Raw genomic sequence first — 16671 nt, 5'->3', positions numbered from 1 at the left:
TTTATTTTAATCCCAAAGGCTCCCTGATGTAATCATACATTGGTTTTAAAAATTCTAAATAGTCTTCCATAAATGGAAATGCCATTCCTACTTGATCTCTAAATGGAACTATTAAAATAGAAAAAACAATTAATAATAGTATAAGCAAATAAAAGAGTAATCTGGCTCTCCTTCCATCACTTTGTTTTTGCTGATCTTGCTGTTGCTGTTCTTTTTCTATAGATTTTTTTGCCTCTAAGATTCTATCTTTTTTAAATAATTTTTGAAAGAAATTTAGATTTTTGTCTCTCTCAATTTTATATTCATCCATATTTTTATCCATCTCTTCTTTCGATGGAGGATCATTTGTATCTTCATCTGTAAATATTTTAAAATTTGATATTCCTTCTGGATTTTCTTTGTTAATGTCCTCTAAATTTTCATTTCTAATTTCTTCCTCTGGCAAATTCTCTTCGTGAGTAAATAATAAATCTTCTGAATCATCTAAGCTGGTAGTTTGATTTATACTTTCATCTTCTTGTACTTGAGCTTGTGTTGTTGCGGCGAAATCCTTAATTTCCACATCTTCCTCAATATTATTTTCATTTTCTGGCAAAGAATTTTGATCTTCTTTAAGAGTTTTATCTTGATTGATTGGATTATTTCCTTGATCCGGGTGATAAAACCATACTTCAGAACATGAGCCACATCTAACTTTTGAGCCTTGTTCTGGCATTACTCCATCAGCTAATTTAAATTTTTTTTTCCCGCAAATACAATCGATAATCATATGTTGTAATTTAAAACTAATAATATAAAAAAATACATATGTCTATTGAACAAAAAATTGATGGAAATATAGGAAAATTGTTCGTTGATGGTGAAGTTGATTTAGATAGCTCTCCAGAACTAAGAGATAATATAAAAGACTTAATTGATAATGTGAAGACGATTGAGGTGCAACTCTCAAAAGTGAGCTATATTGATTCTTCTGGTATAGCTGCATTAGTAGAAGGTATGCAACTTTCAAAAAGTAAATCTAAAGAATTTTTTCTAACAGACGTTAGTAATGAAGTGATTAAAGTTATCAAATTAGCTCACTTAGATAAAATTTTTCAAATTAAAAATGTAACAGGTACAAACGCAGCTGAAGTAAGTTCAGAGCCAGAAACAATTCAAGAACCTGAGCCACAAGCAAGTGAAAATGTTGACATTGCTCCTAGTGAAGAACCTCAGCAACAATATGATAATGAAGAAACAGAAAACAAGGAAACTGAGGAAACAAATCCTAGCATCAAAAGAGATGATGACGATGGAGATAAAATAAAATTTAAAAGATAAGTGCTTTCCTTATCACTGTTTATTATCGGATCTATTTTTGGTAGTTTTTATAATGTATGTATATATAGACTTCCTAATGATTTAGATGTCATTTCAAAACGATCATTTTGTACTACTTGTAAATATAAAATACCTTTTTATTTAAATGTTCCAATCATTTCTTACATCATAAATCTCGGTAAATGTAAAAATTGCAAAAGCAAAATTAATATCAGCTATCTTGTAGTCGAAATTTTAACAGCAATTTTATTTGTTTATGCTTACAGTTTGTACGGACTAAATGTTAAAACTTTAGCGTACATTATTTTTTATTCAGGATTATTAATAATTTTTTTTACTGACTTAAAATATTATTTAATACTTGATAAAATTACCATTCCATTATCAGTTCTTGGTCTGATTTTTACTTATTTTAAGCACAATCCTTTTGATGTGAGTATATATAGCTCTATAATTGGAGGATTAATCGGTTATTTTATAATTTATATTATTAGATTTTTATTCTTAAAAGTGAGAAAAGTAGAAGGTATGGGTTTAGGAGATGCGAAATTATTTCTTATGGTTGGTATTTGGCTTGGAGTAAAATCAATTTACTTAATCTTAGCAAGCTCAGCAATCACTGGAGCAATAATTGGTTCATTGATTATTTATTTTTACAAAAAAGACAAAGATTTTCAAATTCCTTATGGATGCTTTATAGTCATAGCTTCTGCTTTGTATCCATATCTAGGATCGGTCTTTTATAATTTGATTTAAAGATATATTATTAGGTAACTGATTCGTTTTAAAAATGAATAAATCTCTAGTAGCTCAAAATATTAAAAAAAATTATCAATTATTAGATAATAGACAATATGGTCTTGCTGAGCAAAATGCATGCAATCTTTTAAAACACGATCCTAACAATCATGAAATATATAATTTAATTGGAGATATTCATTATAAACAAAATAACTTTGATAAATCAATTTGGTATTATTTTTCTTCACTAGATAGAAATTTTGATCGTAAAGCACTAAATAGATTGGGTACAAATATTTTTTTATTAAATAATAACTCTGCTGCAGAAAAAATTTTAACAAATCTTTTAGCTCATGACCCTACTTATGTAGATGGTTATTTAAGTTTAGGGCTAGTCTATGAACAAAGTAAAAACTTAGAAAAAGCGATTGAGTGTTACAAAGCTGCCATTAAAATAGAACCCCAAGAAATAAAGGCATACTTAAGTCTTTCAACTTTATACAAACAAGAACAAAAATACGATGAAGCCATAAAAATTTATCAACAAGGTCTGATAAACAATCCAAGCAATCATTTTATTCTAAGTAACCTTGGAAACTTATTCTATCTACAGCATAAATATGAAGATGCAATAATCTGTCACCAAAGAGCAATTAAAGCTAAACCAGATTCACATGTAGTGCATTTTAATTTTGCAAATACATTACTAAATGCTGGAAAATATTCTGAAGCAATTGAAATGTATAGAAAAACAATTGAGCTCAATCCAAACTTTAATAAATCAAAAATTAATTTAGGTACTACTCTTTTATCAATGTCAAATTTTGAAGAAGGTTTCAAAGAATATAATCACAGAATATATGAAGATAAAAATTTTAAATCAGTACTTCATAAAAAAAGTTTAATTTGGAATGGTCAAAATATTGAGAATAAAAAAATTCTAATTATTGCTGAAAGTGGGTTGGGTAATACTTTGCAATTTTCAAGATACCTTGAAACATTGAGTCAGCTTAATTGTAAAATTATATTTCAGTGTCAGGAAGAACTGCATCATTTCTTTGAGGATATGGTTTTTATAGAAGAAATTATTAGTAGTGAAAGTGAATGTGATGATTATGATTATTGGATACCATTACAAAATTTAATTTATTTACTTACACCGGATCTTAATAGCAATTGTCCTTTTCCATCATCCATTAAAATTAATGACAACAAACTTCTAGAATGGGAAACGCTGATAGAAGTTAATAATAATGTAAAAATTGGTTTAAACTGGCAAGGTAGTAGTTTAAATCCTAGAGTTGCTAATAATTCAGTTTCTCTTAACAATTTTAAAAACATTGTAAAAAATCCATCAGCTACATTCATAAATCTTCAAAAAGGTACAGCTGTATCTGAAATTGAAAAATTTAATTTGGAGGAAAATATTGTTAATTATGATTTGCTGATGGATGGTGGTTCAAAAAAATTCATCGATACTGCTGCGATAATAAAATATTTAGATCTCGTTATAACAACTGATACTTCAATTGCTCATTTAGCAGGAACACTTGGTACTCAAACTTGGTTATTGCTTCCCAAAATTTCTGATTGGAGATGGTTAAATTCTAAAGATGAAACTATATGGTACGATAATTTTAGAATTTACAGACAAAAAGTCCAAGGAGACTGGTCAGATGTCTTTTCAAAAGTTGAAAAAGATTGTCAAGAATTAATTAAAAATATTAGCGAATTAAGAAAAACTTAATTTAAATTTTTCCAAAAATTTTTATTTATTTCTTTTGAAATGCTTTTTAGCCTAGAGATCATTAATTTTGATTTCTTTAACAATATTTCGTCTTTGGCTATAGCTCTTTTAAATTCTTTATGTTGAGCAATCATGAATGCATATAATTCTGCTTTATCTTCTGCAGAATTATTTCTTGCATAACCTGAGATAAATCCTTCTACCGAGGTATCTATTCCAATACCCCCTGTTATTAAATCATTAGAATAATCCACTTTATTTATTTTTTCCCAAGTTTCATCTAATTGCATTAATGATAATTTTGAATCTACAATGTGATAGAATTCGTGATGGAACAAAAGTCTAATATAATTTTTTTTTGCTTTTAAGTCTTTAATTTCATTAACGACTGACAAATTTAAATAAAAAACTCCTGGCGATTGATCAACATGTCCTGGCGCCAAACCACCTGGTTCAAATCCTAATGATTTGTCAGTTATTTTTTCACAAATCATTACATATTTTAAACCTGAGTTTTGTAAAAAAGATTCTGGATAAATACTTATTTCTTTTATTAGATTATTGGTAATATCCTCATAATTAGACTTTACTTGTCCACAAAAAAAATCTTTTTTGTTTTTAAAATTTTCTGTACTAATCAAAAAATCTATTCCTTTTGAAGAATAAACTTTTTTTGATTTAATATACTCACCTAAAACCTTTAAGCTCAATTTTGAGTTAATATATTTTGCATATCTGTTATATTTTAAATTTTTCTCTAGTGTTCTAAATCGAACTAGGCAATCAATTCCACCGTCTTTTTTGCAACTTTCTAATGCTTGTTTGTCTAATTGATTTTGAGGTAAAGATCCCCACATCGTATATAATCTACCTGAAACGGACTCAACTACACTGCCTCTAAATTTTTTATTGGTTTTTCTATTTTCTTCTATCGTAGAAATGTATTTTTTTACAAATTCTACTCTTTCCTTATAAGCTTTTTTTACATCCGCGGTTATGCTTCCGGCATATAGATTATTTGGAAATAATAAAAAAAATATAACCCAAAATCTCATTAAACATTTTTGAAAAACTTTATACTAAAACTTGATTTAATATCTCTAAATTTTTCAGAATAACAAGATGCAAATATTTCTAAACTATTTTTTTGAGGGGCATCTGTTAAAACAAAGTTTAACGAATTATCATTAGGTTCCTTTTCTGTTAAATCAAAACTATTAAAATAATCTTTCCATAAAGAAATTTTATCTTTGCAACTATTTAAGTCTCCTTGTTTTTCATTATTAAAAACAATTATTGAATAAACTTGATTTTGAGAATTCGTATAAAAAAAATAATTGTTAAAATGATTTGATAATTTTTTTGGCTCTACTACAAAACAATTACCATCTACTAAACTTTTTTCACACTCTCCAATTATTTTTAGTTGATCTTTATTGAGTTCCGCTAAAAAAAATTGATTAAATATTTGATCTAGACGGTTTTTTGGAAGTAAAACGTCAGTATTTTTTGGTTTTAATAATTCTGTAAGACTTGAGACATCCAAACCTTCTTGCTCTTCAGTTTTTTTATCAAACATATCTTCTGGTTTATTTTCTTCTTGTCCAGGTAAATCACCTGACTCACCTGAAATTGCATTAAAATTAATTAAAAATAGCAATAAAAATATTTGAATAAATAGTTTCATTTATTTAAGAGTGTATAATAATTAACTATTATTAAACATAAATCAATGAGTGAAGTAAATCTATCAACTATTCAAGAAATTAATAAACTTCCAGGTTTAAAAAAAGTAAAAGATGAGGTCAAAAAACTTGTTGCTTACCTTCAAAGTTCTAAAGAAAGAAAAGAAAAAGGACTTGAAGGAGGTCCATCTTTAACTCTTCATTTAATTTTTTCTGGAAACCCCGGAACTGGTAAAACAACAGTTGCTAGATTTCTTGCAGAAATTTACAGAGAACTAGGATTATTACATGGCGGTAAACTAATTGAAGTTACAAGAAGCGATTTAGTTGTTGCAGAAAAAGGAAAAACAGCCCAAAGAGCTGCAGATAAATTCAACCAAGCAATAGATAATGTGTTGTTTATTGATGAAGCTTATACCCTGATCAACAAGAAAGATCCAAATGATTATGGTCAAGAAGCTATAGATGAATTGCTAAAATACATGGAAGATTATAGGGATAGACTGATAGTAATTGTTGCCGGTTATAAAAAAAATATGCAAAATTTTATAAATAGTAATGCTGGTTTAGTATCAAGATTTAAAAGAGAAATAATTTTTGATGACTATAATGAATTAGAGCTTTATCAAATTTTTTACAAAATGTGTAGAGAGAACAGCTATGTAGTAGCAAACGATGCAAGCAATTCAATTAAAAACGCTTGTAAAAAAATAATTGAGGTTACTGGTGAGAGATATTCAAATGCGAGAGATTTAAGAAGATTTTTTGAAGACTGTATTCAAAATCAATCAGTTAGACTAGCTGAAAAAAATAATAAAACAAAATTAGATTTAATGATGATTAAAAAAGAAGACATAGAAAATACAATTGAAGACTTTAAATAGGAAAAAGGACTATTTTAAATATTTATAAAAAAAATCACTGTTAAAATTAAAATAATTATATATTAAAGTAATTTTTATATATAAAAATTATATAATATTATGTCCAATCAAGATTTTTTAAACCCTAAATTTTTAAAGTACTTTATAACAGTATCTGACAAAGGTAGCATTCTATCTGCTAGCACAGAGTTAAATGTTGCTCAACCATCTATAACAAGAGCGATAAAAATTATAGAAAATAGATTAAAAAAAAAATTATTTACTAGAACAAAAAAAGGCGTCTTATTAACTAAAGAAGGAGAAATTTTTTATCTAAATGCAAAGTCAATACTATCTTTTAATGATAAAATCATAGAAAATATAAAATCATTAGAAATTGAGGAAAAAACTAAAATAGTAAATCAAATTACTTTTGGAATCCCTGCTACCTTATCACACTCACATAAAGAAAATATTCTTTGGTTATTAAAAAAAAATAATTCAAATATTAGAATTAAAGTTGTTGAGGATGATAGTTTTGAAATGATTAACTTAATAAAACAAAATAAAATTGACTTTGCTATTACTTGTATAGATACACAAGATAAAAACATTTTAAAATCAAATCTTTATTCTGATCCATTCTGTGTAGCATTTTATAAAGGTCATAAGTTTCAAAACCTAAAAGAAATAAATATTGAAATGATAAGAAAAGAGAAAAATTATATATTTCGAAATACATGTGAATTCTTTTTTTATGACTATTTAGGAAGAAAGGGTGTGGTTCCAGGTTATTCCGAGGTTCAAAAAAATATTAAGATTAGGAAAGAAAATAGTAATGATAGAGATATCATATTTACAAATAGTGATACTACAGCTTCAGCATGTGTAAAAAGTGGATTAGGGGTAGCTATAATTCCTGAAAGTGTTGCAATAGATCACAAATTACTTTTTAAAAAAATAAGCAAACCCTCAATTAATAGGGAAATTTTTTTCATACAAAACAAACAAAACAAAAATACAATCAACACTTCTGATGAAGCTCTTAAAAATGCTTTATGGTTATAAATAAAATTTTCAGTTCAATTTCAAATTTAAAAAAATATTTAGGATTAATTATATTAGTTCTTTTAGTTTCCTTTAAAATTCAAGACAGTAGCTTTGTCAAAAGAGTTGAGAATATTTCTTATGATATTTACCAATCTATATTTCATGAAGAAACAGAATTTAACGATGTGCTAATAGTTGATGTTGATGAAAAAAGTATAAACGATATAGGTCAGTTTCCTTGGAGAAGAGATGTTTTTGCAAATTTAGTTTATAAATTAAACGATCTTAATGCATCAGTTATTTCGTTTGACTTCTTTTTTAGTGAAGCAGACAAACAAAATCCTATTCGAGTTTTTGAAGAGTTCAATATTGAGAAAGATAATATTTTAGATTCTGATAAATTATTTATAGAAGCAATCAAAAGCTCAAATATAATTCTTCCAGTTTTGGGGGATATTTCCAAGATTAATAAATTAAACAACTCTAAACCAAAAATGAACTTGATAACTAGAGGAATGGATCCCGAACAATATCTTTATAAGTTTAAAAACAAAATTACCTCATTAGAACATATGAACAATGAAGCTAAAGGTATTGGAAACATTTCATACTTAGACAATGATGATGGAGTTTTGAGATCTTTGCCAATGTTATTAAAAATCAATAATGATGTATGGCCATCGTTAAGCTTAGAAACTTTAAGGCTTTTTCATAATCATAAAAGCATTTTGGTTAAATCAAGCAATAACGGCATAGAACAAATAAAAACTAGAAAATACTCAATAAATACAGATCCAAACTCAATAGTTTTTATAAATTACAAAAAATTTAATAAAAATAATTATGTTTCTGCAGTTGATGTACTAAATGATAAAATTTCTAAAGATAAAATAAAAAATAAAATAATTTTAATTGGAAGTTCAGCACAAGGTTTATTTGATTTTGTTAAAATACCAAATGGCAAAGTAATACCTGGGGTAGAAACTCATGCACATGCAATAGAAAATATAGTAAACGATGATTTTATAATAAAAAATTTATTAACTGATATAATTGAAAATATTGTTTTACTAACTTCTTTGATTTTAGTTTTAATAATTCCGAGAAAAGTTAATCCAAAATTTAGTATACTATTTTTTATAGGGGTTGTTTTAACTCTTATGTCAACAAGCTTAATATTATATCAATTTAATTATTTTGTAGATGTCCTTTATACAATAATGGGTTCTAGTTTGTTGTTTCTTTTAACCCTATATTTTAGATATCTTCAAGAAAATGAAATTGCGATAGCTAACGAAAAAAAACAAATAATTTTAAAGAAGGAGAGAGAAATAGCTGGAGAAGTTCAGAAAAAATTATTTCCCAATACATTTGAGAATCAAAATATTCTTTGTGCAAAAAATGTCCCTGCAAGAGACGTCTCTGGAGATTATTACGATTATATCAAAATTTCAGATAATGAGTTTTACTTTACTTTAGCAGATGTCTCTGGAAAAGGTGTGAAGGCAGGGATATTAATGGCAAGTGCAGCAGCAGTATTTAGATCCATGGCAAAACTTGAAAAATCTGTTTCAACAATAGCAAGATACGTAAATAACCAAGTTGCTGAGTCTTCATATCAAGGAATGTTTATTACTGCAGTGATAGGAAAATATAAAATAAATGAAAAAAAAATTGAATATATAAATCTAGGTCATGAACCAATAATGATCTATGATAACAATTTTAATTTTGAGTATTACAAATCTACTCTCCCTCCTCTTGGAATTATGAAAATGGACAATGATGATTTTTTTCAAACTAGTGAAATAGATTTGAATAATAAAAACTTATTAATCTATACAGATGGTGTTACTGAAGGATACTTGGAAAATAATAAAGAGCTACAGGCAAAAGGAGTTGAAAATGAAATTGTTAACAATAAATTTAGATCGCCATCAAAAATTATTAACCATTTAAGCAGTATATTGACTAAAAGAAGCGAGCCTTTAAGAGATGATATTACGTGTTTAATAATTTCTGGATTTTCTAAACATGACTAAAAAAATATTTTCTATCCTAATTTTAATTTTTTCAGCAACAAACGTATATGCTGAATTATTTTTAAGTGAAATTTTAAACAAACCAAGTGACCTAAAACAAGCATTAAAATTTGTTGATCAAGAGCGGGATAGAAAAATTAATGAGGCTATTTATGTTTTAGAAATATTAAATGAAAATTATACTAAAGAATTAGAAATCAAGATTAGACTATATTACCTTTATGAAAAAAATAATGACGAATTATCCGCAAAAAAAATACTCGATGAACTCAAAAAATTTAAAAATATACCTCAAGATATCCAAGATAAAATAAATAAAATTTATACTGTAGAGAGTAAATCTGAAACAACAGATCAAATAGTTATGGCTAACGACAAATCGGGTGGCATAAAGTATTCTGAAATACTTAATAACCCAACAGATTTAAAATTAAATTTAAAATTTGCAAAGCAACAAGAAAATTTAGGAAACTACAAGACTGTTATTGCTACCTTAGAGAGATTATCTGATCTTTACTCTGAAAATATCGATCTAAAATTATATTTGTTATCAATATCATTAAAAATAGACTCAAAAGAAAGGACAAAAGCAATTATTGAAGATATTCAAAAAAGTGAAAAATTAACTGCTGATATTAGAGAAAAATTAAATTCATTAATTAAATCCTTAGAAAATCAAAAAAAACCAAAAAATGAAAATGAATGGGTTAAATATGTTGATTTTGGTTTCAACCTTTTTGAAGAAGACAACGTGAATACTGTTTCAAACTCAAAAACTTTATTCATTAGTGATACTATTAGTAATTATGCTGCAAATACAATATACGATGACACATATAATGAGTTTTTTGTAAGAAGCGGAGCATTTAAAAAACTTTCTGATACTGCAAATTTAAGTTTAAGCTTAAGCAAAAATATAACTGAACAAAACAAAGATAAAAATAAAGAAAATGATCTAGATAGTTTGTTTGTCAATTATAATAAACAATTTAAAAGAAACTATACTTCAGGGTATTTCTCAATAAATAACAATAAATTTGTTAATGATGCTGAGAATGTCATTTACAATATGACATTAGAAAATAGATACTTAACTAAACCAAATCAAAATTTTTTAATATCCTCTAACCTGGGTGTTACAGATTATAGGACTGACACAACATTCGCTTCTGCTGATAATAAAAATAATTCATATTTTGGAATATCGACAGGTTACGAATATTTTTTTGAAGATAAAAGTAATATTAAATTTAAGTTAGGTTTTAATGAATATAATGCTAGGCTAGATTCTTATGGATATGAAAATAACTATTATAAAATCTCTACCTCGGGTGAAATTGGATTTTTAAATTATACAGTATCACATTCTAAAAACTCAAATAAATATGATAAAGCAGACACTTTTGTGAAAAGTGACCAAATTAGAGATGATGAAATAACAACAAACAGTTTGGTTCTTAATGGAAATTTAGAAAAATTTTTAAATTATGATTATTTGAATAATGTTTATTATAATATTTCTTATTCTGATATAAGTTCACAATCAAATATTTTAAATTATGATTATGACAAGGAAATAATCAAATTTGGATTGACTAAAAGGCAAATGTTTTGAAAAAAATTTTTATTATTTTTGTTACTCTATTTTTAGCAAATAATTTATTTGCTGAGGAAAAAGTTATAGGAGCAATTTCACTTTCAATTGGAAAAATAACAAATCAAAAAGGACAAATCCTTCAAGCAGGAGACAAAGTATATTTTGGTGATGAAATTATATCTGATGGTAAATCAAAATCACAAATAATTTTTTTAGATGAAACAGTTTTAACTATAGGTGAAAGTACCTCAATTACAATTGATGAATTTGTATTTGACCCTAATACATTAGATGGAAATTTTTTAACTACTTTAAATAAAGGAAGTGTTAAAGTTTTAAGTGGTTTAATTAACCAAAAAAATCCAGAAAACTTAGAAGTAAAAACTGCTGCAGGAACTATTGGTTCTAGAGGAACTGAATTTCAAACCATAGTTGATGAGGAAGAAAATGCTCAAGTTCTACTTATTGGACCAGGTGAGGATAATACTTTGGGATTAAGACCAGGTGCAGTTGAGGTCTTTAATGAGCTTGGAAGTGTAATACTTGATACTCCTTTTTCTTTTACAGAATTAACTTTTAATCAAATTCCAACGCCACCTGTAGAAATTACACAAAAGCAACTTCAGCAATTTCAAGACGCTATTGATATACAAGCAAATTTAGATGCTCAAAGTTTTGAAAATGCTATTAAAGAAGGATTGTTTGACGACCAACAAATAACAGGAAATGAAATAATAGGAGAGCTGATAACAGATGCTCTAAACTTAAGTGATGGAGGATTAACATTTGATCAAATAGCTGACGTATTAGGTGTGGACATTACTCAACTTGTCGGTGAAGATTTGCAAGCAGAATTTGAAAATGAAACTACAGAAAATCAGATTGCAATGGCAAACGCTGAAGGAGGTGACGGCCTTGCTTATATTTTACGTTATGGTGGTACAAATTTAGGTGATACAAATTATGGAGACTTTCAAGGTATCACTTCAGGAACTTATACCTACACTGGAAACAATATCAATATGGCGGCAACAAAAGGAACCGGTTCAGGAACTTTTAGTGGTACAACAACGGTTAATTTTGCATCACAAACAATCAATAATACATATTCAGGAACTCTAAGTTTAGATGGAAATGCAAATGTAGATTTTAGTTATTCTTTTACAACTGATTATTCAAATGGGACGGCTACAACATCTATGTGGGGAACAAATAACGGAATATTTAGTATTGATAATTCAAATGGCACCACAGCCTCTACAACTAAATCAGGTGAGATAGGTTTTGATCCATCAAATTTTACTTCTGCAGCAGGAAATTATTATGCTGATGCTGCGACAGACTTTTTTAATGTTCAAATGAATGGATCACCAAACCCTTCAACAGGTTCTGTCGCTACAATTGCTCTTAATGTTACAGACTACAATGACGATGCAAGTGATACAGAAAATACAATAGATGGTCAAAGGACTGGAATTATGCCATCTAGGAATTAATATATAATAAAAAGTATATTTAAATTTAATTAATAAAAATTAAGGTCTGTATTTTGAACTTTGTGTTTATCATAAAAAAAAAAATTTTAAAATTTATAATTATACTTTTTGTGTCTTTGTTTGCTCATAATGTTAAAGCAGAAGTTGAGTATAAAGAAATTTTAAACAATCCTACTGATTTAAAATTAAATTTAAAATATGCAAGAGAACAGGAAAAACTTGGAAATTTTAAAAATGTAATTGCAACTTTAGAAAGATTAACTGCTTTATATCCAGAAAATATTGATCTTAAATTATATCTCTTATCAATTGCGGTTAAGACAGACAGTACAGAAAAAGTTTTGAGACTGGTAAATGAAATAAGACAATCTGATGAAATAGATGAAAATACAAAAAGAAGAGTAACTCAAGTTTTTGATGATATTAATAAAAAGAAAATTAATGAAACAAAAAAAGAAGCAATGCAACAAGCTAGAGATGTTGTAAACAAAGCTGAGCAAAAAAGAAAAGATCAAGCTCAAATTTCAGAATCAAATTGGATTTTTTATCAAGATTTTGGATGGAAAACAGCACTACATACTAATGTAGGAAGTATTTCTAATTCCCAAACAAAATATTCTTCTGGAGCAATTGTAGATATGACTGGAGTCAAAGGTGATAATATTGAAACAATAAATTATTTGTTAGGTGCAACTTATCAAATAAATAATAACTCAAATTTAAACCTATCTATTGGAACTTCAAGCTCAGAACAAAATAGAGGTACTTCAGACGAAAATGATACAAATTCATTTTCAGCTAGTTACAGTAATTTTTCTGAAAAAAATATATTCAATGGATCTCTTTCTCTTACAGATACTAATACAAGAAGAGCTGCTGACAGTATTTCAAGAAATTTTAGTTTGAATAACAATTATAATATTTATGGTAACCATAAAATTCTTTCTGGTTTAGTTTTGACTGAGACAAGAGGAAATCAAAATCCTTCAAATGCATCTAAAAGACAGTCGAATACATTTAAAGCAGGTTTGAACGTTGGATATCAATATCTTTTTAGTGATAGACAATCTTTAACTTTAAAATATGCGTTTAATGAAACTGAAGCAATTGCCGATTACAACGGACTAACAGATGACTCTTTAACAATTTCTTACTCAAATAACTTTCCAATTGGAAGTTTTGGAATAAGTTATTCAAAAACTGACAAAGAATACAATCAAATAGATAGTTTCATTCATCCATCAATTATTAGAAATGACAATGTAGAAAACTATTCTATTTCTTTGAATGGGAGTTTGGGTCAACTTTTTAATTCAACTAAATTTATTAAAACTTCTCAAAAAATAAAAGAAAATTTAAATTCATTCAGTTATAGTTTGTCTTTGTCTGAAACTAACAACAATAGTAACTGGCTTCAAAACGATTATGAAAAGAAAACTTTTAATTTTGGTCTAACAAAAAGAATATATTTTTAATGAAAAAAACATATAAAATCTTTTCAATGAAGTTAATTTTATCTATCACCTTATCAATTTTATTTAGTATTTCTTCATCCTTAGCTAAAGAAATTGGAATTATTGGTTTTGTGGTTGGTGATGCATTTAATCAAGATGGAAAAAAATTAAATGTTGGAGACTCTGTTTATTTTGGAGACACTTTAGTCACTAAAAATGGAGGAAAATCTCAAATTTTATTCATAGATCAAACTGTGATGACTATTGGGTCTGGAACTGAGTTGACTATTGATGAATTTATTTTCGATCCAGAAACTACCGACGGTAAACTACTTTCAACAATAAAATCAGGTAGTGTAAAAATATTAACTGGAAAAATTACTGAAAAAAACCCTGAAAATTTAATAGTTGAAACCCCAGCAGGGACAATAGGATCTAGAGGAACTGAATTCAAAGCTTCAGTAGATGCAAATACCTCAAAAAGTAAAATACTACTAATTGGACCAGGACCTAAAAATTCACTTGGATTAAGACCTGGAGCTGTTGAAGTTTCTAATGCTGCTGGAACAGTTCTTTTAGATAAACCTTATTTATTTACGGAAGTAAATCAAAATACTCCTCCAAGACAACCAGTAATAGTTTCACAAAATGAATTAAAAAAATTCCAAGAGCTTGAAATAGAGCCAGAAATAGAAGTAACAGAAAATGAAAATACAGAGGAAGTTTTAGTTGCACAAAACGAAGATGAACAAAATGAAGAAGTTAAACAAATTATTCAAGATGAAATTTTTGGAGAAGATGAAGAGTTAAGTGATCTTGTTGTAGACACTTTAGTCACAGCATTGTCTAAAGATGATGGAGGTATCACCGCTCAATTACTTGGAAAATCTTTTTTGAATAGCGGAAAAAATATACCAAGATCCCTGATTCCAGAAGATGTAAAAAATCAGTTACCAGAGGGTCTGGATATTAATTCTCCAGAGGCAGATGATTTTTTTGCAAACGAATTACAAAATGAACTTGAGAAAGTCATGCTAATTTCAGCAAGGATAGAAAATGTAGATTTTGTTCCAACTGAATTAAATCAATTTAGCGCAAGACTAAATGACATTAAAGTACCCATCGTTAATGACCAGACTGGTGATGTTGTATTTTTAGAAATGGGAGATATTGACTTGAAACCTCAGTTTGCAAACATTGCTAATAATGGAGGTATTGTTGAAAATTTTATACCTGAGCAAATAATCTTAAGAGGTCAAAACGAAATAGCAATTGATCTTGAAAGAGGTCAAATTTTTGAACAGCAAATTGATCCTCAAATGGAGGAATTAAATCAAAGGTTTGAGACAGCACTAATATCTGGTGCCTCTCCAGAGGAATTAGATCAAATTATTTTTGAAATGGATAATGTAATATCTGAAGTTAATCAATCTGCAGAAGTATTTAGTTTAGCATCAATTGAAAGCCAATTATCAAATGAAATTAGATTAGATGTTTTTACTAATGAAGAATTTAATCAGACAAAAGAAAGTTTTATATTTAATACAGACGATTATGCACAAAATTGGACAAACGCAGCTGATGAAGGATTGGTTCCAATTTTTCAATTAGATGGAAGTGTAACTTTTGTTGAAGAAGATCAAGCAGATATTGCTTGGCAGGAAGTGGATCAACAATATGAACAACAGTTTGCTGAACAATTTCCTGAAATTTATGAAGCAGAAAAAAAAGCAGAGGAATTAGTGCAAAAAGCTGATCAAGAAGCAAATTTATTATATTCAAGAGTAGATCAGGCTATTGAAGATGGGGCTTCAGAAGAAGAAATAAATCAACTTTATTCAGAGATTGATAGTCAGTTAAATGAGATATATTCAGAAGTAGATGCTGCTTTTCAAGAAGTTGCACTAGCTGAAATAAAAACTGAAGTTATTGAAATTGGTGCAAATGAAATTATAGCTGAAAGTAGAGTTGAAGAAGATCTGTTGGCAGAGGAGAAAACAGAAGAAACCGAGACTATCTTTGATCTATCTTTAAGAGGTTATCTAGATCTTGCTTATGGAGACGAAATTGAACTCTTCGATACATCTATAATTGAAACTGACAGTTATAGTATAGGCACAACAACTTATTCTGACTTAAACACTAAATCTAGTGGTACAGAAACATTTACTGGAACAAGTACTACACTTTATGTAGATACTGCAGGAGGAGACGCGGCAAGCGCTGTAGATAGTCCTGGTGATACTGCTGGATCATTTGTTCCTACTCACACAATTAATTATAGCTCAAGGACTATAAATCAAGGTATTGTTGCTAGTGATGTCCAAATAGGAAGTGCGGCAGCTAGAGATTTTACTATTGATAAAGATATCACTTATAACTCTACCTCTTCAGGAAATGCTACACCAGCCTCATCTTTTGAAGTAGATATGAGCGGTAATGTTTCTGATATAAATTCTTCCTTGACGGGTGATATAAGCAAAACCTTACCTGCAAGTGGTTATGATGATGGTGGTAGTGTAAATTATTTTGTAACTGTTGAATCTAATTTTGAAAATTTATCAGGAAAATCTTTTGCAGACTCGGTTTCAACTACTGTAACTGTTAAAACAAAAGATGCTGATGGAACTACAAATCAAATATCTGGATCTTCAACAACTGGAAGAGATTAGATTA

Annotated in this window: 13 protein-coding genes; 10 read left to right on the top strand and 3 right to left on the bottom strand. The window is 27.8% G+C overall.

The annotated features are described in order from the left end of the window. Position 1: 1 nt before the first annotated feature. Entirely contained in the window at positions 2-769 is a 768-nt protein-coding gene (locus tag ACTTA4_RS05110) for a hypothetical protein (protein ID WP_440633799.1), read from the bottom strand. Between the two features lie 38 nt (positions 770-807). On the opposite strand from ACTTA4_RS05110, the gene ACTTA4_RS05105 reads away from it, so the two are divergent. From ACTTA4_RS05105 to ACTTA4_RS05095, 3 genes are read left to right on the top strand one after another with little or no spacing between them, the layout of a single operon-like run. Continuing rightward, positions 808-1320, top strand: coding sequence for an STAS domain-containing protein (locus ACTTA4_RS05105; protein WP_440633798.1), 513 nt, complete (start codon positions 808-810; stop codon positions 1318-1320). After that, positions 1321-2076, top strand: a complete 756-nt coding sequence (locus ACTTA4_RS05100) for a prepilin peptidase (protein ID WP_440633797.1) — start codon at positions 1321-1323, stop codon at positions 2074-2076. A gap of 34 nt (positions 2077-2110) precedes the next feature. Next, entirely contained in the window at positions 2111-3808 is a 1698-nt protein-coding gene (locus ACTTA4_RS05095; protein WP_440633796.1) for a tetratricopeptide repeat protein, read from the top strand. Here ACTTA4_RS05095 and ACTTA4_RS05090 read toward each other — a convergent pair. After that, a complete protein-coding gene (locus tag ACTTA4_RS05090) occupies positions 3805-4863 on the bottom strand; it encodes a putative zinc-binding metallopeptidase (protein ID WP_440633795.1) in 1059 nt (352 codons plus the stop codon). The two genes, ACTTA4_RS05095 and ACTTA4_RS05090, sit on opposite strands and share 4 nt — an antisense overlap. Further along, entirely contained in the window at positions 4863-5495 is a 633-nt protein-coding gene (locus ACTTA4_RS05085; protein ID WP_440633794.1) for a hypothetical protein, read from the bottom strand. Before ACTTA4_RS05085 ends, ACTTA4_RS05090 begins: the two co-directional genes overlap by 1 nt. 45 nt (positions 5496-5540) lie before the next feature. On the opposite strand from ACTTA4_RS05085, the gene ACTTA4_RS05080 reads away from it, so the two are divergent. The 7 genes from ACTTA4_RS05080 (at position 5541) to ACTTA4_RS05050 (ending at position 16667) form a co-directional block, all read left to right on the top strand. Beyond that, on the top strand, positions 5541-6377 hold the full coding sequence (locus ACTTA4_RS05080) for an AAA family ATPase (RefSeq protein ID WP_440633793.1): 837 nt from the start codon (positions 5541-5543) through the stop codon (positions 6375-6377). A 99-nt stretch (positions 6378-6476) separates the two neighbouring features. Further along, positions 6477-7424 (top strand): LysR family transcriptional regulator, encoded by a 948-nt coding sequence (locus ACTTA4_RS05075; RefSeq protein WP_440633792.1) that lies wholly within the window; start codon positions 6477-6479, stop codon positions 7422-7424. Beyond that, the gene (locus ACTTA4_RS05070; protein ID WP_440633791.1) at positions 7415-9448 is read left to right on the top strand and encodes a CHASE2 domain-containing protein; all 2034 of its coding nucleotides are present in this window, start codon (positions 7415-7417) and stop codon (positions 9446-9448) included. Before ACTTA4_RS05075 ends, ACTTA4_RS05070 begins: the two co-directional genes overlap by 10 nt. Beyond that, on the top strand, positions 9441-11063 hold the full coding sequence (locus ACTTA4_RS05065; protein WP_440633790.1) for a hypothetical protein: 1623 nt from the start codon (positions 9441-9443) through the stop codon (positions 11061-11063). The genes ACTTA4_RS05070 and ACTTA4_RS05065 overlap by 8 nt, the downstream gene beginning before the upstream one ends. Continuing rightward, the gene (locus ACTTA4_RS05060; RefSeq protein WP_440633789.1) at positions 11060-12541 is read left to right on the top strand and encodes a FecR domain-containing protein; all 1482 of its coding nucleotides are present in this window, start codon (positions 11060-11062) and stop codon (positions 12539-12541) included. Before ACTTA4_RS05065 ends, ACTTA4_RS05060 begins: the two co-directional genes overlap by 4 nt. 110 nt (positions 12542-12651) lie before the next feature. Beyond that, positions 12652-14016, top strand: coding sequence for a hypothetical protein (locus ACTTA4_RS05055; protein ID WP_440633788.1), 1365 nt, complete (start codon positions 12652-12654; stop codon positions 14014-14016). Then, positions 14016-16667 (top strand): FecR domain-containing protein, encoded by a 2652-nt coding sequence (locus tag ACTTA4_RS05050; RefSeq protein ID WP_440633787.1) that lies wholly within the window; start codon positions 14016-14018, stop codon positions 16665-16667. The genes ACTTA4_RS05055 and ACTTA4_RS05050 overlap by 1 nt, the downstream gene beginning before the upstream one ends. Positions 16668-16671 lie beyond the last annotated feature (4 nt).

The sequence above is a fragment of the Candidatus Pelagibacter sp. HIMB1485 genome, assembly GCF_052048055.1.
In the GTDB taxonomy this organism is placed as follows: Bacteria; Pseudomonadota; Alphaproteobacteria; order Pelagibacterales; family Pelagibacteraceae; genus Pelagibacter.
This window is presented reverse-complemented; position numbering and strand designations above follow the sequence as displayed.